Annotated in this window: 23 protein-coding genes; 15 read left to right on the plus strand and 8 right to left on the minus strand. The window is 65.5% G+C overall.

Annotation, left to right across the window (positions count from 1 at the left end):
- Nucleotides 1–154 precede the first annotated feature (154 nt).
- The gene (locus tag HDC29_RS14465; protein ID WP_179498703.1) at nucleotides 155–673 is read left to right on the plus strand and encodes a GNAT family N-acetyltransferase; all 519 of its coding nucleotides are present in this window, start codon (nucleotides 155–157) and stop codon (nucleotides 671–673) included.
- Here the strand turns inward: HDC29_RS14465 and HDC29_RS14470 are convergent.
- The 4 genes from HDC29_RS14470 to HDC29_RS14485 form a co-directional block, all read right to left on the minus strand.
- Nucleotides 652–1,425, minus strand: a complete 774-nt coding sequence (locus HDC29_RS14470) for a triacylglycerol lipase (RefSeq protein WP_179498705.1) — start codon at nucleotides 1,423–1,425, stop codon at nucleotides 652–654. The two genes, HDC29_RS14465 and HDC29_RS14470, sit on opposite strands and share 22 nt — an antisense overlap.
- A gap of 47 nt (nucleotides 1,426–1,472) precedes the next feature.
- Nucleotides 1,473–2,648: a PQQ-dependent sugar dehydrogenase gene (locus HDC29_RS14475; protein ID WP_179498707.1), complete on the minus strand. Its 1,176-nt coding sequence runs from the start codon at nucleotides 2,646–2,648 to the stop codon at nucleotides 1,473–1,475.
- A 69-nt stretch (nucleotides 2,649–2,717) separates the two neighbouring features.
- Nucleotides 2,718–3,353, minus strand: a complete 636-nt coding sequence (locus HDC29_RS14480; RefSeq protein WP_179498709.1) for a sigma-70 family RNA polymerase sigma factor — start codon at nucleotides 3,351–3,353, stop codon at nucleotides 2,718–2,720.
- Nucleotides 3,353–3,583 (minus strand): NepR family anti-sigma factor, encoded by a 231-nt coding sequence (locus HDC29_RS14485; RefSeq protein WP_179498711.1) that lies wholly within the window; start codon nucleotides 3,581–3,583, stop codon nucleotides 3,353–3,355. Before HDC29_RS14485 ends, HDC29_RS14480 begins: the two co-directional genes overlap by 1 nt.
- A gap of 174 nt (nucleotides 3,584–3,757) precedes the next feature.
- On the opposite strand from HDC29_RS14485, the gene HDC29_RS14490 reads away from it, so the two are divergent.
- The gene (locus HDC29_RS14490) at nucleotides 3,758–4,162 is read left to right on the plus strand and encodes a BLUF domain-containing protein (protein ID WP_179498713.1); all 405 of its coding nucleotides are present in this window, start codon (nucleotides 3,758–3,760) and stop codon (nucleotides 4,160–4,162) included.
- Nucleotides 4,163–4,304: 142 nt separating this feature from the next.
- Nucleotides 4,305–4,859, plus strand: coding sequence for a sigma-70 family RNA polymerase sigma factor (locus HDC29_RS14495; protein WP_179498716.1), 555 nt, complete (start codon nucleotides 4,305–4,307; stop codon nucleotides 4,857–4,859).
- 33 nt (nucleotides 4,860–4,892) lie between these two features.
- On the opposite strand, the gene HDC29_RS14500 is transcribed toward HDC29_RS14495, so the two are convergent.
- Nucleotides 4,893–5,687 carry a response regulator gene (locus HDC29_RS14500; RefSeq protein WP_179498718.1) on the minus strand — a complete coding sequence of 265 codons (795 nt, stop codon included), beginning with the start codon at nucleotides 5,685–5,687 and terminating at the stop codon, nucleotides 4,893–4,895.
- A 209-nt stretch (nucleotides 5,688–5,896) separates the two neighbouring features.
- Here HDC29_RS14500 and HDC29_RS14505 point away from each other — a divergent pair, with 209 nt between their 5' ends.
- The 7 genes from HDC29_RS14505 (at nucleotide 5,897) to HDC29_RS14535 (ending at nucleotide 15,107) form a co-directional block, all read left to right on the plus strand.
- A complete protein-coding gene (locus HDC29_RS14505) occupies nucleotides 5,897–7,438 on the plus strand; it encodes a sensor histidine kinase (RefSeq protein ID WP_179498728.1) in 1,542 nt (513 codons plus the stop codon).
- 54 nt (nucleotides 7,439–7,492) lie between these two features.
- Nucleotides 7,493–8,743, plus strand: a complete 1,251-nt coding sequence (locus HDC29_RS14510) for a putative DNA modification/repair radical SAM protein (RefSeq protein ID WP_179498730.1) — start codon at nucleotides 7,493–7,495, stop codon at nucleotides 8,741–8,743.
- Between the two features lie 8 nt (nucleotides 8,744–8,751).
- On the plus strand, nucleotides 8,752–10,167 hold the full coding sequence (locus HDC29_RS14515; RefSeq protein ID WP_373562810.1) for a UdgX family uracil-DNA binding protein: 1,416 nt from the start codon (nucleotides 8,752–8,754) through the stop codon (nucleotides 10,165–10,167).
- Nucleotides 10,167–11,180, plus strand: a complete 1,014-nt coding sequence (locus tag HDC29_RS14520; protein ID WP_179498734.1) for a ligase-associated DNA damage response exonuclease — start codon at nucleotides 10,167–10,169, stop codon at nucleotides 11,178–11,180. The genes HDC29_RS14515 and HDC29_RS14520 overlap by 1 nt, the downstream gene beginning before the upstream one ends.
- Nucleotides 11,177–12,757 carry a cisplatin damage response ATP-dependent DNA ligase gene (locus tag HDC29_RS14525; RefSeq protein ID WP_179498736.1) on the plus strand — a complete coding sequence of 527 codons (1,581 nt, stop codon included), beginning with the start codon at nucleotides 11,177–11,179 and terminating at the stop codon, nucleotides 12,755–12,757. Before HDC29_RS14520 ends, HDC29_RS14525 begins: the two co-directional genes overlap by 4 nt.
- Before the next feature lie 182 nt (nucleotides 12,758–12,939).
- Complete coding sequence (locus tag HDC29_RS14530) at nucleotides 12,940–13,554, plus strand: superoxide dismutase (protein ID WP_179498738.1); 615 nt, start codon at nucleotides 12,940–12,942, stop codon at nucleotides 13,552–13,554.
- A gap of 173 nt (nucleotides 13,555–13,727) precedes the next feature.
- On the plus strand, nucleotides 13,728–15,107 hold the full coding sequence (locus HDC29_RS14535) for an L-serine ammonia-lyase (RefSeq protein WP_179498740.1): 1,380 nt from the start codon (nucleotides 13,728–13,730) through the stop codon (nucleotides 15,105–15,107).
- Here HDC29_RS14535 and HDC29_RS14540 read toward each other — a convergent pair.
- Nucleotides 15,088–15,747 (minus strand): hypothetical protein, encoded by a 660-nt coding sequence (locus HDC29_RS14540; protein WP_179498742.1) that lies wholly within the window; start codon nucleotides 15,745–15,747, stop codon nucleotides 15,088–15,090. The genes HDC29_RS14535 and HDC29_RS14540 overlap by 20 nt on opposite strands.
- Before the next feature lie 759 nt (nucleotides 15,748–16,506).
- Between HDC29_RS14540 and HDC29_RS14545 the strand changes: the two genes are divergently transcribed.
- The 5 genes from HDC29_RS14545 (at nucleotide 16,507) to fghA (ending at nucleotide 20,401) form a co-directional block, all read left to right on the plus strand.
- Nucleotides 16,507–17,619 (plus strand): S-(hydroxymethyl)glutathione dehydrogenase/class III alcohol dehydrogenase, encoded by a 1,113-nt coding sequence (locus HDC29_RS14545; protein ID WP_179498744.1) that lies wholly within the window; start codon nucleotides 16,507–16,509, stop codon nucleotides 17,617–17,619.
- Between the two features lie 131 nt (nucleotides 17,620–17,750).
- A complete protein-coding gene (purU, locus tag HDC29_RS14550; RefSeq protein WP_179498746.1) occupies nucleotides 17,751–18,611 on the plus strand; it encodes a formyltetrahydrofolate deformylase in 861 nt (286 codons plus the stop codon).
- Between the two features lie 51 nt (nucleotides 18,612–18,662).
- Entirely contained in the window at nucleotides 18,663–19,043 is a 381-nt protein-coding gene (locus tag HDC29_RS14555) for a VOC family protein (RefSeq protein WP_179498748.1), read from the plus strand.
- 9 nt (nucleotides 19,044–19,052) lie between these two features.
- Nucleotides 19,053–19,556, plus strand: a complete 504-nt coding sequence (locus HDC29_RS14560) for a prolyl-tRNA synthetase associated domain-containing protein (protein WP_179498750.1) — start codon at nucleotides 19,053–19,055, stop codon at nucleotides 19,554–19,556.
- Nucleotides 19,553–20,401: an S-formylglutathione hydrolase gene (gene fghA / locus HDC29_RS14565; protein ID WP_179498753.1), complete on the plus strand. Its 849-nt coding sequence runs from the start codon at nucleotides 19,553–19,555 to the stop codon at nucleotides 20,399–20,401. The genes HDC29_RS14560 and fghA overlap by 4 nt, the downstream gene beginning before the upstream one ends.
- 81 nt (nucleotides 20,402–20,482) lie before the next feature.
- On the opposite strand, the gene HDC29_RS14570 is transcribed toward fghA, so the two are convergent.
- Both HDC29_RS14570 and HDC29_RS14575 read right to left on the minus strand, forming a co-directional pair.
- Complete coding sequence (locus tag HDC29_RS14570; protein ID WP_179498755.1) at nucleotides 20,483–21,469, minus strand: quinone oxidoreductase; 987 nt, start codon at nucleotides 21,467–21,469, stop codon at nucleotides 20,483–20,485.
- Between the two features lie 99 nt (nucleotides 21,470–21,568).
- Nucleotides 21,569–23,410, minus strand: coding sequence for a DEAD/DEAH box helicase (locus HDC29_RS14575; RefSeq protein WP_179498757.1), 1,842 nt, complete (start codon nucleotides 23,408–23,410; stop codon nucleotides 21,569–21,571).
- Between the last annotated feature and the right edge of the window lie 18 nt (nucleotides 23,411–23,428).

The raw sequence follows: 23,428 nt of genomic DNA on the forward strand, positions 1-23,428 counted from the left end.
CGATCCACCCGATTCAAGGCGTATTGGCGCTCCTTTACATAGGAGCGGCATGGCATCACCTGTGACCATCGCCGCCGTGTTCGGACAGGCGAATGGTCATCATCACACCACCAAACCTCCGGTCACGGCGTGCGCTTTTTGAAGAAGACGCGACATGACCGATACCTTGCTTGCCCTGTCGACCGACCATTGCCGCATCACGCCGCTGTTCGCCGATGATGCGCGCGCGCTCGCCGCGATCACCGACGAGACGGTGACCGCGCGCGTCCATTTCCTGCCCGCGCCCTTCACCGAAGCCGACGCACGCGCGCTGATCGCCAAATCGGGCGGCGGCGACGTGTTCCACGCGGTGCGCGACGCAAGCGGCCTCGACCTCAACGGCGTGATCGGGGTCCACCGGCGCGTGGGCCAGGAATATGAGATCGGCTACTGGTTCGCGGCGCGCGTGCGCGGCAAGGGCATCGCGACCGAGGCCGTGCGCGCGGTCGTCGAGGCGCTCGCCGCGTCGCGGCCGGGCTGCTCGATCGTGGCCGAATGCCACCCCGATAACGAACGCTCGCGCGCGCTGCTGCGGCGCATCGGCTTTGCATCGACCGGGCGTCCGGGCAAGCGGCCGGGGCGGATGCTGATGGCGTGGCGCACAGCGCCAGCCTATCGCATCGACGTGTGCTGATCGGGTGCGTCGGCGCCGACCTCTTCGGTCAGCGCCTTGACGATCGCGGCGACCGAGGTCGGGGCATAGGCGAAGCCCATATGGCTGCAATCGACCTCGACCTCGCGGTCGCTTTCGTGCGGAAGTCCGCGCGCGCTGGCGATCGCGACGACACCGTCATGTTTCGACCAGAGCGCGAAGGTCGGCATTTCGGGGCGCGGCGCGGGGTGGAAGTCGATCGGCGGATTGTCGACCGGGTGGCGCGCGATGAAGTGATAGAGCCGCCACGCGCGATTGGCGCGACGGCTGCCCGAAAAGGGCGAGCCCAGGGTCACGACGCGCGCGACCTTGTCCGGGTGATGCTTGGCATATTCGCGGGCATAGATGCCGCCAAGGCTCCACCCCACGAGCGCGGGCGCATAGCCGGTGCGGTCGATGATCCACTGCACACGGGTATCGATGCGCTCGATGATGTCGGCGGTCGCGCCGCGATTGAAGCCGAGGCCCCAGGCATAGCAGCGGAAACCCGCGCGGCGGAGGTCGGCGCGCAGGCCCTTCGTCGCCCAGTCACCCGACAGGAAACCCGGCAATACCATCACCGGCGGGTGCTCGCTGTCGGGGTTGGGTTCGGGCGGCAACGGGCGGATGCGGCCGCCCACCGCGCGCGCCAGCGATCCGATCTCGCGCCACAAAAGCGTGAGCGGCGGCAAGGCGTCGGGATCGGGAATGCGCGCGGGCCATTCGGCGCGCCGGGTGAGGAAGCCGCGGATCATGGGGCCGATATAGGGATAGTTGCGCCGCGGCGAAAGTCGGCGCGCCGCTACTTCCTGGGGACGAGCTTCACCAGCTTGCCGTCCTCGCCATCGGTGAGCAGCCAGACCGAGCCGTCATCGCGCACCTCGACCTCGCGGATGCGTTTGCCGAAGTCCCAGCGGTCGGACTTGTGGAGCGTCTCGCCGTCGATGCTCATCCGAACGAGCCCTTCGCCCGAGAGCGCACCCATCAACAGGCTGTTTTTCCAGCCGGGATAGAGGTCGCCATCGTAGAAGGCGAGGCCGGCGGGCGAGACGGCGGGGTTCCACCATAGTTTCGGCGCCGCGAATTCGGGGCGCGTCGGGTGGTCGGGGATATCCTTGCCGTCATAATGATCGCCGTTCGAGACGATCGGGTAGCCGTAATTGGCCTTCGCCTCGACCAGATTGACCTCATCGCCGCCCTTCGGGCCCATTTCCTGGTTCCAGAGCTTGCCGGTGGCGTCGAAGGCGAGGCCGAGGATATTGCGATGGCCGAGCGACCAGATTTGCGCGGTGACGCCGCCCTGATCGGCGAAGGGATTGTCGGAGGGCACGCTGCCGTCGGGATTGAGGCGCAGGGTCTTGCCGAGATTGGCCTTCATGTCCTGCGCGGGGTCGAATTTCTGACGTTCGCCCGAGCCGATGAAGAGATATTTGCCGTCGGGCGAGAAGGCGAGGCGGTGCGAGAAATGGCCGCGTCCTTCGACTTTCGGATCCTGTTTCCAGATGATCTGGAGACCCTCAAGCCGCGGCGTGGCGCCTTGGACCAGCTTCGCCTTGCCGACGACCGCGCCGAAATTCTTGCCCGTGCCGGCTTCGACCCAGCTCAGATAGACGGTGCCGCTTGTCGTGAAATCGGGGGCGACGATGACGTCGCCGAAACCGCCCTGGCCGCCATAGGCGACGGCTGGAACCCCCGCGACATCCTGCGTCGGGCCATTTTCCTGCCAGAGTTTCAGCTTGCCCGATTTCTCGGTGATCAGCGCGGCGCGGGTGCCGGGGACGAAGGTCATCGCCCAAGGCTCGTTGAAGCTCGCGATTTCCTGAACGGTGAAGGGCGCCTCGGCGAGCGGGGTCGCGGGGTGCGCGCCCGAGGCGTCGAGCTTTGCGGTGTCGGCGGGGGCGGCTTCGCTCGCGCCGGGCGCCGTGCAGGCAGCGACGGCGAGCGCGGCGATCAGGGCGAGGGGGGGCAGGTTCTTCATCGGGACGGCTCGCTTTGCTGGGGAAGACATCTCGTTCTGACCGCGGCCTGTCGCAAAGTCGAGAGCGCTTTAGCGGTTCGCCGACTCGCGCCGCGCGGTGATCGCCTCGACGCTGTCCATGATCGCATCGACCGCCTCGCTCGACGGCGGCGCGTCGGCGCGCTTTTGCGAGAACTGGCCGCTGTTCATGATTTCCTCGAGCGCGGCGCGCGCGCGCGAGACGCGGCTCTTCATCGTGCCGAGCGCGCAATCGCAGATGCTCGCGGCCTCTTCGTATGACATACCGCCCGCACCGACGAGGATCAGCGCTTCGCGCTGGTCCTGCGGCAATTCCATCAGGCCGCGCTGGAGGTCGGCCATCTCGCCGCTGTCTTCCTGGCTTGCCGGGGTCGACATGGTGCGTTCGACCGCGGTCTCGTCATATTCGCCGACGAACTTGTTGCGGCGCATCTGCGACAGGAAGGTGTTGCGCAGGATGACGAAGGTCCACGCCTTGATCGACGTGCCGCGTTCGAAGCGCTCGCGCGAAGCCCATGCCTTGACCATCGTGTCTTGCGTCAGGTCGTCGGCGAGGTCCGGATTGCCAGAGAGGCTGCGTCCGTAGGCGCGCAGGTGCGGAATGACGCCGGCAAGCAACGCCTTGAACTCGCTGTCCGAAAGGGTGTCGGCCTGCGGCTGCGAGGCAGCGGCGTTGGGTCCGGTCATTATTGTTTCGGACTTTTCTGATCGAGCTGCGAAAGAAGTTCGAGCATGTTGTCGGGCAATTGTTCGGCGACGACATTGCCGTAGATCATGCGGAGCTTTGCGCTGACCGGTTCCGGCGCCTGCCGGCCGGTAAGCGTGCGATGCCATTCGTCGCCGTGCGTTCCCGGGAAACTTCCGTTCGCGCGGCGCGGGGCGTCGACATCCGGGGGCGGGGGGCCCTTCCCGTTCATCCTGTTGTTGCCTTGCGTAGCCATGCGAGAGCAACGAGGAAAAGGGCCGCGGGTTCCCATCCACTCTGTTTTTTGCGACGAATGCGTTGCCAAGAAGTCACACCGGCCCTATGCGAGGGGATGTGAGGGGTCACGCTTTGCCAGCCCCGTGGCCGGCGCCCAGGAGGTGACCTGTTGCTTTCCGTTACCTATGTAAGTGTCGCCGATCCCTTGATCCGCGACGAAGATATTGCGGCGATCCTCGTTTCGGCACGCCGCAACAATATGCGCGACGAACTAACCGGGGCGCTCGTCTATAATGGTCGGAATTTCCTGCAGCTTCTCGAGGGGCCGGACGAAAAGGTCGACGCCTGCCTGACCGTCATCCGCGGCGACCCGCGCCACAGCGGCATGATCGAAGTGCGCCGCCGTCCGGTCGAGACGCGCAATTTCGCCGAATGGGCGATGCTCTATGACCCGCGTTTCGAATGGCGCGACGATGGCTTGGCGCGGCTCGCCGTCAACGGCCGGATCGACGCCGAGGACGAACGGATTTTCGCGAATTTCATCGCGCTCGGGCGCCGGCCGCGGTTCGCGTGACCCGGCGGTGCGCTTGCAATGCGATGTCAAGCCGCTAAGCCGGTCGTGACATGACCGATCATCGCCAGACGAAGGCCTTTTTATCAACGACGTAACGCCTCGACCGCTCGACGATGCCAGCTTCAAGCGCGAACTCGCCGCGATGCTGCCGCATCTGCGCGCGTTCGGGCGCAGCTTGTGCGGCAACGCCGACCTTGCCGACGACCTGGTGCAGGAAACGATGCTGAAGGCGTGGAAAGCGCGCGAGCAATATATTCCAGGGCCGGCGAGTATGAAGAGCTGGGCCTTCGTCATCCTGCGCAACTGCTTCCTGTCCCAGATGCGGCGCAAGAAATTCACCGCCGAATATGACGAGATGGCGGCCGAGCGGCTGCTCGTCGCACCCGACGACCAGGACGACAGCCTGCACCTCGCCGACGTGCAGCGCGCGCTGCTGCTGCTGCCCGTCGACCAGCGCGAGGCGCTGGTACTGATCGGGGCGGGGCAATTATCCTATGAGGAAGGCGCGGCGATCTGCGGCTGCGCGGTCGGCACGATGAAGAGCCGCGTGTCGCGTGGCCGCGCCGCGCTGCAGGCGATTCTCGAAAGCGGCGAGATGCCGCGGCGGAGCACCGACGCGATGGCGTCGAGCGAGGTGTTCCGGACGATCATGGACAATGTCGACCAGTTGACCGCGAACGGCCCTTCGCTGGACTGAGATTCATTTCCGGCCGGTGCCGCTCTCGCCAGATCAGGCCGCCAGTTGCGGCGTGAAGAGCAGGCTCTGGCTGATGGCGGCGCGCACCGTATTCTCGCGGAACGGTTTCGAGATCAGGAAGGTCGGCTCCACGCGGCCGCCGGTGAGCAGCCTTTCGGGAAAGGCGGTGATGAAGATCGCCGGCACCGGCGCGATGGCAAGAATGTCCTGCACCGCATCGATCCCCGACGATCCGTCGGCAAGCTGGATATCGGCGAGGACGAGGCCGGCGTCGGTTTCCTGGAACGCCGCGATCGCATCCTCATGGGTCGTCGCGATCCCCGCAACGCGGTGGCCGAGGTCGCGGACGATCTGCTCGAGCTCCATCGCGATCAGCGGCTCGTCCTCGATGATGAGGACCGAGGTCCGCGATTCGCGGTCGAGTTCGCCCACCGCATCGGCGAGCAGCGCTTCGACGGTCTCGCCGTCGGTGCCGGTGATCAGGCCCGCTTCCTCGACCGAAAAGCCTTCGAGCGCGGTGAGCAGCAGGATCTGGCGGCCGAGCGGGGTGATCTGGACCAGGCGTCGGTGCGCGGCGCGGACCAGCGGATGCTCGTCATCGTCGCCGCCTTCGCCATCGTCGATGAAAGCGCTTTCCCAGATGCGGTGGAAGTTGCGGTAGAGGTCGATGCGTGTGCCGTCGCCGCTATGGAATTCGTCCGGCGCGGCGACGATGACTTCGAGGGTCGTGTGGACGAAATTGTCGCCATGTTGCTGGCTGCCCGTCAGCGCGCGCGCGTAGCGGCGCAGATAGGGAAGATGGCCACGAATTTCCTCACCCAATGTCATCAAAAAACCTCCCTCTTGAGAGCAGTCATACGCTCCTTGATGCGGGTCGGTTCCCGTGCCGGGCGGCGAAAAAGCGATACGGTCGGCTGCAACTTGTCGCACGCTTAAGCGTAGATTTAGCCGGGACGCGATGAAGCTGTGATTTAAGTGAGTGGAATGTCGCCACTTTATTGTTGCGCGGCGAGGATGCTTTTGTAGGGACCATATTCATGGCAGAGCGGCGGCCCGGGGATTTCAGCGATGAGGCGCCCTTGCAGGGCGGCGGGGGACAGCAATTGTCGGATGGAGCCAGCGAGGAGGCGAAACGGTCCGAGCGGTTGCGCCTCGATACGCTTCGCGAATATCGCATCATGGACACTCCGCCCGAGCAGGCGTTCGACCGCGTGACCAAGATGGTCGCCGACCTCTATCGCGTGCCGATCACGCTGGTGTCGCTGCTCGACGACGACCGCCAGTGGTTCAAGTCGGCGCACGGGCTCGACGTGAGCGAAACGCCGCGCGACATCAGTTTTTGCCAATATGTCGTCACCGAGGGCCGCCCCCTCATGGTCACCGACGTGACCGACGATCCGCGTTTCCGTGACAATCCGCTCGTAACCGGCGACCTTCATATCCGCTTCTATGCGGGCGTTCCGCTTCGCGCCTATAACGGCGCGATCCTCGGCACATTGTGCCTGATCGACCGCGAGGAGCGGGCGCCGCTGACCGCCACCGAACTCGAACGGCTGGAGGATTTCGCCGGGATCATCATGGCCGAGGCCGACCTGCGGCGTATTGTCAGCGAGCGCGACGAGGCGCGGCGCACGCTGGAACGCGCGCTCGATTTTTCGGGGATCGCAACCTGGCGCTACGATGCGCGTGCCGGCACGATCCACTGGAGCGGCGCGGCCGCCGAACTCTGGGGCGCCGACTATGCGACCGCACTCGCGCAGGTCGACGGCTTTTTCGACCGCCTCCACCCCGACGACCGCGACGCGGTCCGCAGCGTGCTCGGAGAGTCGGTCGCGAACGGCGCGCACTATGCGACCGAATATCGCATCCAGCACCCCGAACGCGGCGTGCGCTGGATCGCGGTGCACGCCGACTGGGACGTCAAGACCGATGACGCGATCCTGACCGGGGTCAGCATCGACATCACCGAACAGAAAAGCCGGCAGGAAAACGCCAATCTGTTGATGCGCGAACTGCACCACCGGATGCGCAACCTGTTCGCGACGGTCGGCGCGATCATCTCGCTCACGCGCCACGCGGCGCGCGACGTCGACGATTATGTCGAGCGGATCAGCAGCCGCCTCGACGCGCTCAATCGCGCGCAGAATGTGTTGCTCGGCGCGAATTTCATGACCGGATCGATGCACGCGCTGATGCGCGAGGTCGAGGCGGCCTTTCCGCGCATCCGCTGGTCGGGGCCCGACCTGCTGCTTCCCGAAAACGCGCTGGTCGCGATGGCGCTCTTCTTCAACGAACTCGCGACCAATGCCGCGAAGTATGGCGCGCTGACCGGCGCGAACGGTCAGGTCGATGTCAGCTGGACGCAGGATGCCGAGGGTGGCGACGATCGCATGTTCCGCCTGACCTGGGCCGAAAGCGGCGGCGACCGCGAAGTCGTCGCCCCCGACCGCACCAGCTTCGGTACGCTGCTGATGGAGCGGAGCGTGAAGAATAATCTCGGCGGTACGATCGAGCGGCACTGGGAGCCGGGCGGGCTGATCGTCGACATCACGCTGCCCGCGCGGTGGCGCGAGGCGTAGGCGGCTTAACCCAGATTATTTGTTCATCATATGTTCCCGTGCTAGCCATGGGGCATGTCCGCGAAAGCGATTCTCGAAAAGCTGGCCGTGCTCGCCGATGCGGCGAAATATGACGCGTCCTGCGCGTCGTCGGGAACGGTGAAGCGCGATTCGACCGGGACCAAGGGGATCGGCTCGACCGAGGGCATGGGCATCTGTCACAGCTATGCGCCCGATGGGCGGTGCATCTCGCTGCTGAAAATCCTGCTGACCAATTTCTGCATCTACGACTGCCGTTTCTGCATCAACCGCGCGTCGAGCAATGTCGAGCGCGCGCGCTTCAGCCCGCAGGAGGTGGTCGCGCTGACGCTCGATTTCTACAAGCGCAATTATATCGAGGGGCTGTTCCTGTCGTCGGGGATCATCCGGTCCGAAGATTATACGATGGAGCAGCTCGTCGAGGTCGCGCGCATCCTGCGCGAGGAGCATCGCTTCCAAGGCTATATCCATTTAAAGACGATCGCGGGCGCCGATCCGGGGCTGATCGCGCTGGCGGGTCTTTACGCTGATCGACTGTCGACCAATGTCGAGCTGCCGACCGAGGCGGGGCTTTCGAGCTTCGCGCCCGAGAAAAAGCCCGACACGATCCGCAAGACGATGGCGTCGGTGCGCGTCGGCGCCGACGATGCGATCGAGGCGGCGAAAAGCCGGCTGATCGGCAAGGCGAAGCCGCCGCGCTTCGCGCCCGCGGGGCAATCGACGCAGATGATCGTCGGCGCCGATAGCGCGCGCGACGACGATATTTTGAAGACCGCGACGAACCTTTATTCGGGCTATCAGCTTCGCCGCGTCTATTATTCGGCGTACAGCCCGATCCCCGATGCGAGCAGCGACCTGCCGCCGGTGCGCCCGCCCTTGATGCGCGAGCACCGGCTCTATCAGGCCGATTGGCTGCTGCGCTTCTATGGCTTCGAGCGCGCCGAGATCATGGAGGGCGCAAACGGGGGGATGCTCGACCTCAGCATCGACCCCAAGCTCGCGTGGGCGCTCCAGCGGCGCGAGGCATTCCCCGTCGATATCAACGGCGCGCCGCGCGAACTGCTGCTGCGCGTGCCAGGGCTGGGAACGAAGGCGGTCGACCGCATCGTCGCGGCGCGGCGGCTGGGCAAGCTCAGGCTCGGCGACGTGGCGAAGCTCACCGCATCGGTGAAGAAATTGCTGCCCTTCATCGTCACCCCCGACTGGCGGCCGGGCAAGCTCACCGACAGCGCCGACTTGCGCGCCCGCTTTGCGCCCCCGGCAGAGCAATTGGCGCTCGGGCTGTGAGGGAGGTTGTGCTCGCCGAACCCGGCGACTTTGCCGAATGGCGAAGCGCCGCACGAAGCCTGCTCGCGGACGGCGTCGCGCCCGAGGATGTGAGCTGGCGTGGCAGCGGCGAGGGGGCGTCGCTGTTCAGCGACCAGATCGTGGCGGCGCCCGCAGGGCAGCTCAGTCTGCCGCGCGCGCTGGTCGAGATTGCCGAGCGCGTCATCTGCCACCGCGATGCCGAAGCGCCCGCGCGGCTTTACCGCATTGTCTGGCGCGTGGCGCGCGACCGGCACCTGCTTGCGCGGACGACCGACCCGGACGTCGACTGGCTGCGTGGGGCGGACAAGGCGATCCGCCGCGATGTGCACAAGATGCATGCCTTTGTGCGTTTCCGCCGCCTGGGCGAAGAGGCGGGGCGCGAGAGTTTCGCCGCGTGGTTCGAGCCGACGCATCGCATCGTGCGGCTGACCGCGCCCTTCTTTCAGCGGCGCTTCTATGGGATGGACTGGGCGATCGTAACGCCCGATGCGCGCGCGATCTGGCGGAATGAGCAGCTCGTCTACGGTTCGGGCGGGACGAAGGACGAGGTGCCTGACAGCGACGTCGTCGAGGATCAATGGCGCACCTATTATGGCGCGATCTTCAATCCCGCGCGGGTCAAGATCGACGCGATGCGCGCCGAGATGCCCAAGAAATATTGGAAGAACCTGCCCGAGGCACAGGATATTGCGCCCTTGCTCGCGGGCGCGGGGGCGCGGGTGGAACGGATGCGCGAAATGGCCGTTTCGGCTGCGAACCCGCGAACGGAGAAATGGCGAACCCGCGTGCCCGAAGAGCTGGCCCTGACCGAGGATGTGACATCGCTCGCCGAATTGGCGAAGGCGGTCGGTCGCTGCACGCGCTGCCCACTTTATTGCAACGCGACACAGGGCGTGGCGGGCGAGGGGCCGGAGCGCGCGCGGATCATGCTCGTCGGTGAGCAGCCGGGCGACCAGGAGGATCTGCAGGGGCGGCCCTTCGTCGGCCCGGCGGGACAGTTGCTCGACGAGGCGCTCGCAGAAGCGGGGCTCGACCGCACGCGGCTATTCCTCACCAATGCGGTCAAGCATTTCAAGTTCGAGCCGCGCGGCAAAAGGCGGCTGCACCAGAATCCGACGAGCGCCGAAATCGATATTTGCCGCTGGTGGCTCGACAAGGAACGGGCGTTCGTCCAGCCCGAGTTGATCGTGACGCTGGGCGGAAGTGCGCTGCGCGGGGTGACGGGCAAGAGCGCGAGCATCAAGTCGATGCGCGGATCGGTGCACGAACTCGAAGGGGGGGCGAGGTTGATCGCGACGATCCATCCGTCCTTCCTGCTGCGCCTGCCCGACCGGACACGCGCCGCCGAGGAGCGCAAAGCCTTCGTCGCCGACCTGATCCGCGCGCGGAAACTCGCCGCCTGATGGCGAAGGCGAAGCACTGGATCGAGCCGCATCCCGGCGGCATTTATGTGAAGCCCGCCGACCTGTGGATCGACCCCTCGCGCCCGGTCGAGCGCGCCGCGGTGACGCACGGCCATGCCGACCATGCGCGCAGCGGCCATGGCGCGGTGTATGCGACCTCCGAGACGCTGGCGATCATGGCGCTGCGTTACGGCGTCGACACCGAGGCGAGCCATAATCAGGCGTATGATTATGGCGACGGGTTCGAGCGTGGCGGGGTACGCTTCAGCTTCCACCCTGCGGGGCATGTGCTCGGCAGCGCGCAGATATTGATGGAATATGCCGGCGAGCGGATCGTCGTCACCGGCGATTACAAGCGGCGGCCCGACCCGACTTGCAAGCCCTTCGAAGTCGTGCCGTGCGACATCTTCGTCACCGAGGCGACTTTCGGGCTGCCGGTGTTTCGCCATCCGCCGACATCGGATGAGATCGCCAAGCTGATCGGCGCGGTGCGGGCAGAGCCCGATCGTTCGGTGCTCGTCGGCGCCTATGCGCTGGGCAAGGCGCAGCGGGTGATCGCTGAACTGCGCGGTGCGGGGTGGGATACGCCGATCTATATCCACGGTGCGCTCGAAAAGATGTGCCAGCTTTATGCGGTTCATGGCGTCGATCTCGGTGAACTCCGTCTCGTCAGTGAGACCGACAAGGCCGAGATGGCGGGGCAGATCATCCTCGCGCCGCCCTCGGCGCTCAATGACCGCTGGTCGCGGCGGCTGCCCGATCCCGTCACCGCGATGGCGTCGGGATGGATGCGCGTGCGCCAGCGCGCGCGGCAACGGATGGTCGAACTGCCGCTCGTCATTTCGGACCATGCCGACTGGGATGAACTCACCACCACGATCAGCGAGGTGAACCCGAAGGAAAGCTGGATCACCCACGGCAGCGAGGACGGACTGCTGCGCTGGTGCGAACTCACCCAGCGCAAGGCGCGCGCGCTGCATCTCGTCGGGCGCGATCTGGAGGAGGAGGCGTGAAGCGCTTCGCGGCCCTGATCGACCGGCTGATCTATACGCGTTCGCGCAATACGAAGCTCGCGCTGATCGTCGATTATCTCCGCCACACGCCCGATCCCGATCGCGGCTGGGCGATCGCGGCGCTGACCGAAAGCCTCGACTTTCCGGCGGTGAAGGCGGGGACGGTGCGGACGTTGCTGGCGACGCGGATTGATGAGGAATTGTTCCGCCTGTCGCGGCATTTCGTCGGCGATACGGCGGAAACCGCAGCATTGCTGTGGCCCGATGCGCCGGGGAAGAAGGACGACCTCACGGTTTCGGCCGCCGTGGATGCACTGTCGACCGCAAGCCGCAGCGACGCCCCCGCCGTCGTCGCCTCGCTGCTCGACCGGCTCGACGCCGACGGGCGCTATGCGCTGCTCAAGCTTGCGCTCGGCGGAATGCGCGTCGGGGTGTCGGCGCGGCTGGCGAAACAAGCCTTTGCGCAGGCGTTCGATGTGCCCGTCGACGATGTCGAGGAGCTGTGGCACGCGATCCCGCCGCCCTATGCGCCGCTGTTCGCGTGGGGCGAGGGACGCGCCGAGCGCCCCGACCTCAAGGACGTCGCCTTTTTTCGCCCCTTCATGCTCGCGCACCCGCTCGAGGAGGAAAGCGTCGACCTTGCCGATTATGCCGCCGAGTGGAAATGGGACGGCATTCGCGTCCAGATCGTGCGCGGGGGGATTGGGGGCGGCGGCGAGACACGCATCTACAGCCGCGGTGGCGAGGAGATCAGCGGGGCGTTCCCCGAACTGGTTGCGGCGTTCGACCAGGATGCGGTGATCGACGGCGAACTGCTCGTGCGCGGCGAGGCGCAGGGGGGCGAAGCAGCGAGCTTCAACGCGCTCCAGCAGCGGCTCGGGCGCAAGACGGTGTCGAAGAAGATGCTCGCCGACTATCCGGCGTTCGTCCGCGTCTATGACCTGCTTGGTATCGACGGCGATGATCTGCGCGCCCTGCCGTGGTCCGAGCGGCGGCGGCAACTCGAAGCCTTCGTGCCGCGCCTCGCCGACAGCCATTTCGACCTGTCGCAGGTGATCGAGGCGCGAGATTTCGATGACCTTGCCGAACGCCGCGCCGGCGCGCGCGATGCCGCGATCGAGGGGGTGATGCTCAAGCGCCGCGACGCGCCCTATGTCGCAGGGCGGCGCGCGGGGCTGTGGTACAAGTGGAAGCGCGACCCGCTCACCGCCGACTGCGTGATGATGTATGCGCAGCGCGGCAACGGCCGCCGCGCGAGCTTCTATTCGGACTATACATTTGGATGCTGGTCCGACGCGGGCGAATTGCTCCCCGTGGGCAAGGCCTATTCGGGTTTCACCGACGAGGAATTGAAGTGGCTCGACAAATTCGTGCGCGACAACACGCTGAACCGCTTTGGCCCGGTGCGCGAGGTCGAAAAGTCGCTCGTGCTCGAAGTCGCCTTCGATTCGATCCACGCATCGAAACGCCACAAGTCGGGGCTCGCGATGCGCTTCCCGCGCATATCTCGCATCCGCCGCGACAAGCCCGCCGAGGAGGCGGACCGGATCGCGACGTTGCTGGCAATGGTGACTTAGTTTTCTTCGTCATTGCGAGGAGCCGAAGGCGACGCGGCAATCCCGAGCGTGCGGTAACCGCTCGGGATTGCTTCGCTTCGCTCGCAATGACGGGATGAAAATTTCCCCGTCACGGGGTTGCAACCCTGGCCCGCGATACCGAGTTAAAGGCCGCAAAGACCCACAAAACATAGGAGACTGCCATGACGATCGCCCATCCTCCCCTGCCTTATGCCCAGGATGCGCTGGAACCGCATATCTCGGCCGACACGCTGGCGACGCACCATGGCAAGCACCACAAGGCCTATGTCGACAAGACCAACGCCGCGATCGAGGGCACCGACCTCGCCGGCAAGAGCCTCGAGGAAATCATCCACCACGCCGAAGGTTCGGGCAACAAGGGCCTGTTCAACAACAGCGCTCAGTCGTGGAACCACGCCTTCTATTGGAACAGCCTGTCGCCGGCGAAGACCGCGCCCGCAGGCGACCTTGCCGCCGCGATCGACCGCGATTTCGGTTCGCTCGATGACCTGAAAAAGAAGCTCAAGGAAACCGCGGTCAACCATTTCGCGTCGGGCTGGGCTTGGCTCGTCGCGCGCGACGGCACGCTGTCGGTCACCGACACGCACGATGCGGGCACCGAGCTGGTCGCGGGCATCAAGCCGCTGCTCGTGATCGATGTGTGGGAACATGCGTACTACATCGATCGCAAGAATCTGCGCCCGGCCTATGTCGATGCGGTGGTCGACGAGCTGCTCAACTGGGATTTCGCGGCGGAGAATTTCGCGCGCGAGGGCACCTGGACCTATCCGGCGTAACTAGCGTCATTGCGAGCGAAGCGAAGCAATCTCCAGCCCGATGCCTTCCGCAAGGCCGAAAGCTGGCGATTGCGGCGTCGCGTCGCTCCTCGCAATGACGAAGAATGGCGCGGTCGGGTTCATATATTAGGTAGGCCTATGCCGACGATAGCGCTTCGCCTATAGGCGCCGCCATGACGATCAGCCTGTTCGAACTCTTCAAAATCGGTGTCGGTCCCTCCAGCTCGCATACCGTCGGGCCAATGGTCGCGGCGCGGCGTTTCACCGTCTGGCTCGACGAGCAGGCGCTGCTCGCGACGACCGCGCATGTCGAGGCCGACCTTTACGGTTCACTCGCGCTGACCGGCAAGGGCCACGCCGCCGACACCGCGATCGTCGCGGGGCTCGCGGGCGAAATCCCCGCCTCGACCAGCCTCGCCGCGATCAAGGCGCATTGGGACCGGGCGGAAAGCGAAGGCTTCCTCTATCTGCTCGGACGTGTCCGGGCGCGCTTTCAGCCCGCGCGCGACCTCCATTTCCAGATGCGCCAGCGGCAACCTTTCCACAGCAATGCGGTGAGCTTTACCGCGCGCGACGGCGACGGCGAAATCCTCGCCAAGCGGATGTATTTCTCGATCGGCGGCGGCTTCGTCGTCGACGAGGATGAGGCGGGGCGCAACAGCCGCGGGGCGGAGGATGAGGTCGAACTGCCCTATCCCTTCACCTCGGGCGCCGACTTGATCGCGATGGGCAAGGCGTCGAGCCTCAGCTTTGCCGAAATGATGTTCGCCAACGAAGTGCGTCACCGCCCGCCGAACGAGGTGACGGCGGGTATCGATGCGATCGCCGAGGCGATGGATGCCTCGATCGACGCCGGTTGCTGCAGCACCGGCGTCCTGCCCGGCGGATTGAAGGTCAAGCGCCGCGCGCCGCAGATCGCCGACGACATCCGCAACCGCCACGAAACCAATCTGATCGACCCGCTCGCGATGATGGACTGGATCAACCTGTGGGCGATGGCGGTGAACGAGGAAAATGCCGCGGGCGGCAAGGTCGTCACCGCGCCCACCAACGGCGCGGCGGGGATCATCCCCGCGGTGATTCGCTTCTACCGGCGCGGCTATCGCGGCGATGCAGCGGGCGTGCGCACCTTCCTGCTCGCCGCGGGCGCGGTCGGTGCCTTGTATAAGCGCAACGCCAGCATCTCGGGCGCCGAGGTCGGCTGCCAGGGCGAGGTCGGAGTCGCCTGCTCGATGGCGGCGGCGGGGCTGACGGCCGCCTTGGGTGGCACTAACGCGCAGGTCGAAAATGCCGCCGAGATCGGCATGGAGCATAACCTCGGCCTCACTTGTGATCCCATTGGCGGGCTGGTCCAGATCCCGTGTATCGAGCGCAATGCGATGGGCGCGATCAAGGCGATCGACGCGAGCCGCATCGCGATGATCGGCGACGGCACGCATGTCGTCAGCCTCGACACGGTGATCGCGACGATGCTGCAAACGGGGCGCGACATGCGCGACAAATATAAGGAAACGTCGAAGGGCGGGCTGGCGGTTAGTGTGGTGGAGTGTTGAGGGGCTCGCGCTCCCTGCATCTATCTTTGAGCCGCGCTTGTTTTTCGGAAACGGCATCCATCAACCGGCCCATCTCCCTTTCGACCGCCAAGAGGGTTGCGACCGGCAGCTTGTCTTCGCGAAGCACAGCGCCGACTTCATCCTGAATCTGGATATAGAGATAGCCCTGCCCCCGTCCGATCGAAACCGCATCGTCCCAGTTGAGCGAGGCCCGAAGATAGCCGCTATTCTGCTCGAAGGCCGACGTGTAATCGGCGCCGCCCTTGCAGGCATCCCGATTTCTAGGACAACCGCCGAGATGGATTCTGACCTTGTTTGCGGAAACTATGCCGCTGTAAGTGATATGGAATCGTCCCCTTTTGAGATCCCTGTCTAGCGAGAAGGCCCTGCCGTTCCAGAAAACCCTGATCCGGGGAACGCTTTTAAAGTCGGTGCGCCACTCGCCTTCGAAGGATAGGTAATCGCTTCGCTTGTTGGCGTAGACATAGGCTTGCAGCGTCCCGAACTCGGTGCTTCTCAGTTCCTCTAAGCAATTATAAGCGTCCGGGTCGTGGGGCGTGTCGCCGTGGGCGGAAGACGTGACCGTCATGGAAACGGTAGCGGCCAATATGATCAGATATCGCGAAAAATGGCGGTGCATCGAATTTGCCTCTTCTGATCTCGATGGAGTTCGAACTCACTTGTGGCGAGTTGTTCCTAACGAGTGCTTGAAACGTCGTTCAATAAAATCTCCATTTTGAATTACATTGCCCTGCTCCGCTGCAATGCTCTGGGCAATTCCTCCCTCTATTTGTCGATCAGTAGCCGCACCTTCGGCAGCAAGTGCCGCCACTGCGGATAGACCGCCCAGACGGGTTCCTCCTGCGGGCGCAGGGGATCGAGGAGCGAGACGAGCGCAACCTCTCCTCCATCGTCATCCCGGACTTGATCCGGGATCCACGGCGGCGCTGAAGTCATGGACCCCGGATCAAGCCCGGGGTGACGCGAGCAGGGTAGGCGCAGGCAACCTCACAAACCCTCATCCTATCAACCCTCGTCACCCTTGGCCTTGCTTGAGGGCTCTTGGCCCGCCCTGTCCTTGTGCGCCGCGTTCTTTTGTTTCGCACAAAGCCACAAAGCCACGAAGAAGCAGGCTTGGGCCGGCAGGCCCTTTTCCTTGTCGACGGTGCGGCAGGCCGCACGATGGCAGGGGAAAGCCGCTTCGCGGCAGGCGCGACATCTTTGTGGCTTCGTGGCTTTGTGCGAAAATTAAACTGGCGCCGTCGTGGCGGGATAGCGCCGGGCCGTGGATGCTGAAACAAGTTCAGCATGACGAAGTGAGGAGCGAGAGCGAGGATAGGAGCATCTTGCATTGCCGCCCCATTTGCCTGATTGGAGCCGCCGAGAAGGAGACCGCCCCATGAAGACCCGCGCCGCCGTCGCATTCGAAGCGAAGAAGCCGCTCGAAATCGTCGAACTCGACCTCGAAGGCCCCAAGGCGGGCGAAGTGCTGGTCGAGATCATGGCGACGGGCATCTGCCACACCGACGCCTACACGCTCGACGGCTTCGACAGCGAGGGCATCTTCCCGAGCGTGCTGGGCCATGAGGGCGCGGGCGTCGTGCGCGAGGTCGGCGCGGGCGTCACCAGCGTCTCCCCCGGCGACCATGTCATCCCGCTCTACACCCCCGAATGCCGCCAGTGCAAAAGCTGCCTCAGCGGCAAGACCAACCTGTGCACCGCGATCCGCGCGACGCAGGGCAAGGGGCTGATGCCCGACGGCACGACGCGCTTTTCGTACAAGGGCCAGCCGATCTTCCATTATATGGGCTGCTCGACCTTTTCGAACTTCACCGTGCTGCCTGAGATCGCGGTCGCGAAAATCCGCGAGGACGCGCCGTTCCAGTCGAGCTGCTATATCGGCTGCGGCGTCACCACCGGGGTCGGGGCGGTGATCAACACCGCGAAGGTGCAGGTCGGCGACAATGTCGTCGTGTTCGGGCTTGGCGGCATCGGATTGAACGTGATCCAGGGTGCACGGCTGGCGGGTGCGAACCAGATCATCGGCGTCGACATCAACCCGGCCCGAGAGGAATGGGGCCGCAAGTTCGGGATGACCGACTTCCTGAACACCAAGGGCATGAGCCGCGAGGACACGGTCGCCGCGATCGTGCGGCTGACCGACGGCGGCGCCGACTATACCTTCGACGCCACCGGCAACACTGAAGTGATGCGCACCGCATTGGAAGCCTGCCACCGCGGCTGGGGCACCTCGATCATCATCGGCGTCGCTGAGGCGGGCAAGGAAATCGCGACGCGTCCGTTCCAGCTCGTCACCGGGCGCAACTGGCGCGGCACCGCCTTCGGCGGCGCCAAGGGCCGCACCGACGTGCCCAAGATCGTCGATATGTACATGACCGGCAAGATCGAGATCGACCCGATGATCACCCACGTCATGGGGCTCGAGGACATCAACAAGGGCTTCGATTTGATGCACGCGGGCGAGAGTATCCGTTCGGTGGTGGTATATTAAAGAAGCGGTTCCGTTCGTCGCCAAGCTTCGTCATTGCGAGGAGCCGCAGGCGACGCGGCAATCCAGAGCCTGCGTAAAGCCCCTGGATTGCTTCGCTTCGCCCGCAATGACGTGAATTGGGGAGCCTTGATGTGACCGGACCCTATGTCCTGACCTTCAGCTGCGTCGACGCGGTGGGCATCGTCGCCGCGGTGACGGGGCTGCTTGCGACACGCGACGGATTCATTCTCGACAGCCAGCAATATGCCGACCTGGGTTCGGGGCGCTTTTTCATGCGCGTCGAGTTTCGCGGTGCGGGGTCGAACTTTCCCGTCGACCTGGCGGGCGTGCAGGCGGCCTTCGCGCCGATCGTCAGCCGCTTTGCGATGGAAGCGCGGATCAGCGACACCAGCGTCAAGCCACGCTTCGTCATCGCGGTGTCGCAGGGCAGCCACTGTCTCAACGATCTGCTGCATCGCTGGTCGACCGGCAATCTGGCGATCGACGTCGCCGGCGTGGTGTCGAACCACGAAGCGCAGCGGCGGCTTTCGGAATGGCATGGGGTGCCTTTTCATCACCTGCCCGTGAGCGATGCCAACCGCGCCGAACAGGAAGCGGCGATCCTGCAGATCATGGCCGAGGCGGGCGCGGAATATCTGGTGCTGGCGCGCTATATGCAGGTCTTGTCGGAGGATCTGTCGGCGAAGCTCGCGGGACGCTGCATCAACATCCACCACAGCTTCCTGCCGGGTTTCAAGGGCGCGAAACCCTATCATCGGGCGCACGAGCGCGGGGTGAAGCTGATCGGTGCGACCGCGCATTTCGTAACGAGCGACCTCGACGAGGGGCCGATTATCGAGCAGGCGGTCGAGCGCGTCGATCATCGCGACGGTGTCGATGAGCTGATCCGCATCGGCCGCGACACCGAGGCGCAGGTGCTGGCGCGCGCGGTGCGCTGGGTCGCCGAGCAGCGCGTTTTGATCGACGGCCGCAAGACGGTGGTTTTCCGGTGACGCCGGGTATAGGTAGTGAATCGCAACGATAATCAGGAGGAGCGGAGAGCCATGTACAGTCACAATATGGTCGGTGCGAACGACATCGAAGCGGCGCGAAAATTCTATGACGCGACCTTTCAGGCGATCGGCGGCAAGCCCGCGATCCAGGACGACAAGGGCCGGCTGATCTATGTGCACAATGGCGGACTGTTCCTCGTCGGGCCTCCGATCGACGGCGAGCCGGCGACCGCAGGCAATGGCTGCACGATCGGCTTTGCGATGGAAGGGCCCGAGCAGGCCAAGGCGTGGCACGACGCGGGCGTCGCCAACGGCGGCACCGCGATCGAAGACCCACCGGGCGTGCGCGAAGGCGGGTTCGGCGCCATGTATCTCGCCTATCTTCGCGATCCCTCGGGTAACAAGCTCTGCGCGCTGCACCGCATCGTGTGAGGTTCGATCATGCGCGGCGAAGCGGGATTGCGAACGGACCTGAAGGCACTTGCCATCCCCTTCGCCGAGCATGAGCATGATGCGGTGTTCACCGTTGCCGAAAGCGACGCGGTGCACGCCGCGATGCCGGGGGCGCATACGAAAAATCTGTTCCTGAAGGATGCGGGCGGGGCATTTTGGCTCGTCACCGTGCCGTCGGATGCGCGCGTCGACCTGAAGGCGCTGCCCGCCGCGATCGGCAGCAAGCGCGTGAGCTTCGGCAAGGCTGGCGATATGGAGCGATTGCTGGGCATTTCGCCGGGGTCGGTGACGCCGCTCGCGGCGATCAATGCGCAGCCTGGGAGCGTTACCGTGGTGCTGGATGCGGCGCTGGCGACCGCGCCCGCCGTCAACGTCCACCCGCTCCGCAACACCGCGACGCTGGGGCTGTCGGGCGGATCGATCCTCGACCTGCTGCGTCATTGGGGGCATGATCCGGTGACCGCACCCACCCCCGTTCAGGAAGCAGCATGATCCTCGAAACCATCTCCACCACCCGCAGCCATGGCGGCACGCAGGGCGTTTACAAGCACGCGAGCACGACCACCGGCACCGACATGACCTTTGCGGTCTTCGTTCCGGATCATGCCCACGGCGCCAAGTTGCCGGTACTCTGGTATCTGTCGGGGCTGACCTGCACCCACGCCAATGTGATGGAGAAGGGCGAATATCGCGCCGCCTGCGCCGAGCATGGCGTGATCTTCATCGCGCCCGACACCAGCCCGCGCGGCGAGGATGTGCCCGACGATCCCGACGGGGCCTATGACTTCGGGATGGGCGCGGGCTTCTATGTCGATGCGACCGAGGAGCCGTGGGCGAAACATTACCGGATGCGCTCCTATGTCGAGGATGAGCTGCCCTCGCTGGTGCTGCGCAATTTCGCGAGCGCCGACCTGACGCGGCAGGCGATCACGGGGCATTCGATGGGCGGGCACGGCGCGCTGACGATTGGCCTGCGCAATCAGGACCGCTTCCGCTCGGTCTCGGCCTTTTCGCCGATCGTCGCGCCGTCGCAGTGCCCGTGGGGCCAGAAGGCGCTCGGCGGTTATGTTGGCGATGACCGCGAGGACTGGCACGCTTATGATGCGTGCGCGCTGCTCGATCAGGGGTTGCGCGTGCCCGACCTGCTCGTCGACCAAGGCGATGCCGACAATTTCCTGACCGAACAGCTCAAGACCGAATTGCTGGTCGAAGCGTGCGGGCGGGCAGGACAGAAGGCCGACATCCGCATGCAGCCGGGCTATGATCACAGCTATTATTTCATCTCGACCTTCATGGCCGAGCATGTCGCCTGGCACGCGGAGCGGTTGAAGGCGTAATTTCTCCCTCTCTTCGGGGCGGGGATGGGGGAAAAGCCTTTAGCGCCGCGAACCCTCCCCGCTCCCGCAAGCGGGAGGGGTTCAGGGGTGTTCGGGAATCAGCAGGCTCGATCCGGTCGTCCGCCCGGCTTCCAGATCGGCGTGCGCCCTTGCCGCATCTTCCAGCGAATAGCGCTGACCGACAGTGATCCGCACCGCGCCGCCCTCGATCATTTCGAACACCCGGTCGGCGCCTGCCGCGCGTTCACCGGGCAGGTGATAATAATCGAACAGGGTCGGACGCGTCACGAACTGCGAGCCATGCTGCGCGAGGATGCCGAGGTTGACGCCGGTGACGGGGCCGCCGGCGTTGCCATAGCTGACGATGAGCCCGCGGCGCGCGGTGGATTTGAGCGAGGTCGCCCAGGTCGCCATGCCGATGCCGTCGAAGGTGACGGGCACGCCCTGGCCGTCGGTGATTTCGCGGACATGCGCGGCAACATCTTCGGCCTTGTAGCGGATGACATGATCGGCGCCCGCCTCGCGCGCGGCATGCTCCTTCGCTTCGGTGCTGACGGTGCCGATGACCGTGGCTCCGATGGCCTTCAGCCATTGGACGAGGATCAGCCCGACGCCGCCGGCGGCGGCATGGACGAGCACCGTCGAACCCGCTTCGACCTTGGCACAGCGCTCGACGAGCATCTCGACGGTGCAAGCCTTGAGCAGCGCGGCGGCGGCGGTTTCATCGTCGATGCCGGGCGGCAGCTTGAAAAGCGAGGATGCGGGGACGAGCCGCGCCGACGCATAGGCGTTGCGCTGCGGGCCGAAGGTTGCGACCCGGTCGCCGGGCCGGATGCCGTGAACGTCGGCGCCGATTGCGATCGCCTCGCCCGCAGCCTCGACCCCGAGCCCGCCGGGAAGCTCGATCGGATAGGTGCCGTCGCGGTGATAGGTGTCGAGATAGTTGAGCCCGACCGCGGTTTGTCGCACGAGGACCTGACCGGGGCCGGGTTCGCCGAGCGTGACCTCGCGCCAGTCGATGACCTCGGGCCCGCCCTGGCTTTCGATAAAGGCTTCGATCGCTTTCATCCGCCGCTCTCCTGCTGTCCGGTCCATCTGGTGGGCGAGGGAGGCGAGTGCAATAGCGGTGCGACAAAAGCCCCTCCCCATCAGGGGAGGGGTTCGGTTTTACTTCGACGGGCGGCGCGGGCTGCGCTGACCGTAGGGCTTGGGCTTGTAGCGTTCGGTGTTGCTGCCCGGCGCGCGCGGACCGCGCGGTCCCGAGCGATCGCCGAACCCGCGATCGCCACCGGGCGCACGAGCGAAATTGCCGCGCGGCGCCCCATCACGCGGGGACTTGTCGCGGCGCGGCGGATAGGTCGGGCCGTCGGGGGCCGGCGTGATCGACACGCCGCTGTCGTCTTCACCATCCTGATTTGCGGTGCGCGTCACGGCCTCGGCGAAGCGGTCGGCGATCGCGCGCGGGATGTTGAACATCGTTTCCTTGGGGCCGATGCGGATCGCGCCGATTTCGTTCTTGCTCACATGGCCGCGGCGGCAGAGCAGGGGCAGGATCCAGCGCGGATCGGCATTCTGGTGGCGGCCGATGTTGAGGCGGAACCAGACGGCGTCCTCGAACCCCTCGCGGCGATCGCCGCCACGTTCGGGGCGCTCGAAACGCTCGCCGCGCTCGGGACGGCCGGCGGCGTCGCGGCCGCGCGGGCCGTTGTCGAGCAGATCCTCGGGCGGCGGCATCAGCGCGCGGTGCGAGCGGACGAGCGAGGCGGCGATATCCTCGGGCGTGCGCTCGGCCATCAGGCGCTGCGCGAGTTCGAGATCCTCGGGTTCATGCTCTTGCGGCGTGAGCAATTTCTCCATCAACCGTTCCTGGTCGCGCGCGCGCACATCGGCGGCGGTCGGTGCGTCCATCCACTCGGCCTCGATTCGCGCGCCGCGCAGCATGCCGTCGACGCGGCGGCGGCGCGGATAGGGGACGATGATGACCGCGGTGCCCTTTTTGCCGGCGCGGCCGGTGCGGCCCGAACGGTGCTGGAGCGCTTCGGCGTCGCGCGGGATTTCGACGTGGATGACGAGGCTGAGCGTCGGCAGGTCGATGCCGCGCGCGGCGACGTCGGTCGCGACGCAGACCTTGGCGCGACGGTCGCGAAGCGCTTGCAGCGCCTGATTGCGCTCGTTCTGGCTATGCTCGCCCGACAGCGCGACGGCGGCAAAGCCTCGCTCGACAAGGCTGGCATGAAGGCGGCGGACGTTGTCGCGCGTCGCGCAGAACAGCATAGCGGTCTCGGCATCGTGCAGGCGGAGCAGGTTGACGACCGCGCCTTCGATGTCGGCGGGGGCGACGGTCACCGCCTGATAGGCGATGTCGCCATGGCCGCGGTCTTCGCCGACGGTCGAGATACGCAGTGCGTCTTGCTGGTAACGCTTGGCAAGCTGGACGATCGGCTTGGGGAGCGTCGCCGAGAACAGCAAAGTGCGGCGCGTCGCGGGGGTGCCGTCGAGGATTTCCTCCAGATCGTCGCGAAAGCCCATGTCGAGCATTTCATCGGCTTCGTCGAGCACGGCGACGCGCAGCGCGCTGAGGTCGAGCGCCCCGCGTTCGAGATGGTCGCGCAGGCGGCCGGGGGTGCCGACGACGATCTGCACACCCTGACCCAAGGCGCGGCGTTCCTTGCTCGCGTCCATGCCGCCGACGCAGGTTGCGATGCGCGCGCCGGCCTTGCCGTAAAGCCAGGCGAGTTCGCGGCTGACCTGCAGAGCGAGTTCGCGCGTCGGCGCGACGATGAGCGCCAGCGGCGAGGTTGCGAAGGGCAGGCGGCCGTCTTCGAGCAGTTCGTCGGCCATCGCGAGACCGAAGGCGACGGTCTTGCCCGAGCCGGTCTGGGCGGAGACGAGGAGGTCGCGGCCCTTGGCTTCGTCTTGCGTGACCTGCGTCTGGACGGGGGTGAGCGCTTCATAGCCGCGCGCGGTGAGGGCGTCCGCAAGGACGGGCGAAAGTTGTTCGAAAGGCATGTTGTTCTTCTTATCCTG

The sequence above is a fragment of the Sphingopyxis sp. JAI108 genome (assembly GCF_013410105.1).
Classification (GTDB): domain Bacteria; phylum Pseudomonadota; class Alphaproteobacteria; order Sphingomonadales; family Sphingomonadaceae; genus Sphingopyxis; species Sphingopyxis chilensis.

What these genes read in the sequence shown, in the direction of transcription:
- HDC29_RS14465 (WP_179498703.1), top strand. Translation starts at nt 155, where the DNA reads ATGACCGATACCTTGCTTGCCCTGTCGACCGACCATTGCCGCATCACG.
- HDC29_RS14470 (WP_179498705.1), bottom strand. Translation starts at nt 1,425, where the DNA reads ATGATCCGCGGCTTCCTCACCCGGCGCGCCGAATGGCCCGCGCGCATT.
- HDC29_RS14475 (WP_179498707.1), bottom strand. Translation starts at nt 2,648, where the DNA reads ATGAAGAACCTGCCCCCCCTCGCCCTGATCGCCGCGCTCGCCGTCGCT.
- HDC29_RS14480 (WP_179498709.1), bottom strand. Translation starts at nt 3,353, where the DNA reads ATGACCGGACCCAACGCCGCTGCCTCGCAGCCGCAGGCCGACACCCTT.
- HDC29_RS14485 (WP_179498711.1), bottom strand. Translation starts at nt 3,583, where the DNA reads ATGAACGGGAAGGGCCCCCCGCCCCCGGATGTCGACGCCCCGCGCCGC.
- HDC29_RS14495 (WP_179498716.1), top strand. Translation starts at nt 4,305, where the DNA reads ATGCTGCCGCATCTGCGCGCGTTCGGGCGCAGCTTGTGCGGCAACGCC.
- HDC29_RS14500 (WP_179498718.1), bottom strand. Translation starts at nt 5,687, where the DNA reads ATGACATTGGGTGAGGAAATTCGTGGCCATCTTCCCTATCTGCGCCGC.
- HDC29_RS14505 (WP_179498728.1), top strand. Translation starts at nt 5,897, where the DNA reads ATGGCAGAGCGGCGGCCCGGGGATTTCAGCGATGAGGCGCCCTTGCAG.
- HDC29_RS14510 (WP_179498730.1), top strand. Translation starts at nt 7,493, where the DNA reads ATGTCCGCGAAAGCGATTCTCGAAAAGCTGGCCGTGCTCGCCGATGCG.
- HDC29_RS14520 (WP_179498734.1), top strand. Translation starts at nt 10,167, where the DNA reads ATGGCGAAGGCGAAGCACTGGATCGAGCCGCATCCCGGCGGCATTTAT.
- HDC29_RS14530 (WP_179498738.1), top strand. Translation starts at nt 12,940, where the DNA reads ATGACGATCGCCCATCCTCCCCTGCCTTATGCCCAGGATGCGCTGGAA.
- HDC29_RS14535 (WP_179498740.1), top strand. Translation starts at nt 13,728, where the DNA reads ATGACGATCAGCCTGTTCGAACTCTTCAAAATCGGTGTCGGTCCCTCC.
- HDC29_RS14540 (WP_179498742.1), bottom strand. Translation starts at nt 15,747, where the DNA reads ATGCACCGCCATTTTTCGCGATATCTGATCATATTGGCCGCTACCGTT.
- HDC29_RS14545 (WP_179498744.1), top strand. Translation starts at nt 16,507, where the DNA reads ATGAAGACCCGCGCCGCCGTCGCATTCGAAGCGAAGAAGCCGCTCGAA.
- HDC29_RS14555 (WP_179498748.1), top strand. Translation starts at nt 18,663, where the DNA reads ATGTACAGTCACAATATGGTCGGTGCGAACGACATCGAAGCGGCGCGA.
- HDC29_RS14560 (WP_179498750.1), top strand. Translation starts at nt 19,053, where the DNA reads ATGCGCGGCGAAGCGGGATTGCGAACGGACCTGAAGGCACTTGCCATC.
- fghA (WP_179498753.1), top strand. Translation starts at nt 19,553, where the DNA reads ATGATCCTCGAAACCATCTCCACCACCCGCAGCCATGGCGGCACGCAG.
- HDC29_RS14570 (WP_179498755.1), bottom strand. Translation starts at nt 21,469, where the DNA reads ATGAAAGCGATCGAAGCCTTTATCGAAAGCCAGGGCGGGCCCGAGGTC.
- HDC29_RS14575 (WP_179498757.1), bottom strand. Translation starts at nt 23,410, where the DNA reads ATGCCTTTCGAACAACTTTCGCCCGTCCTTGCGGACGCCCTCACCGCG.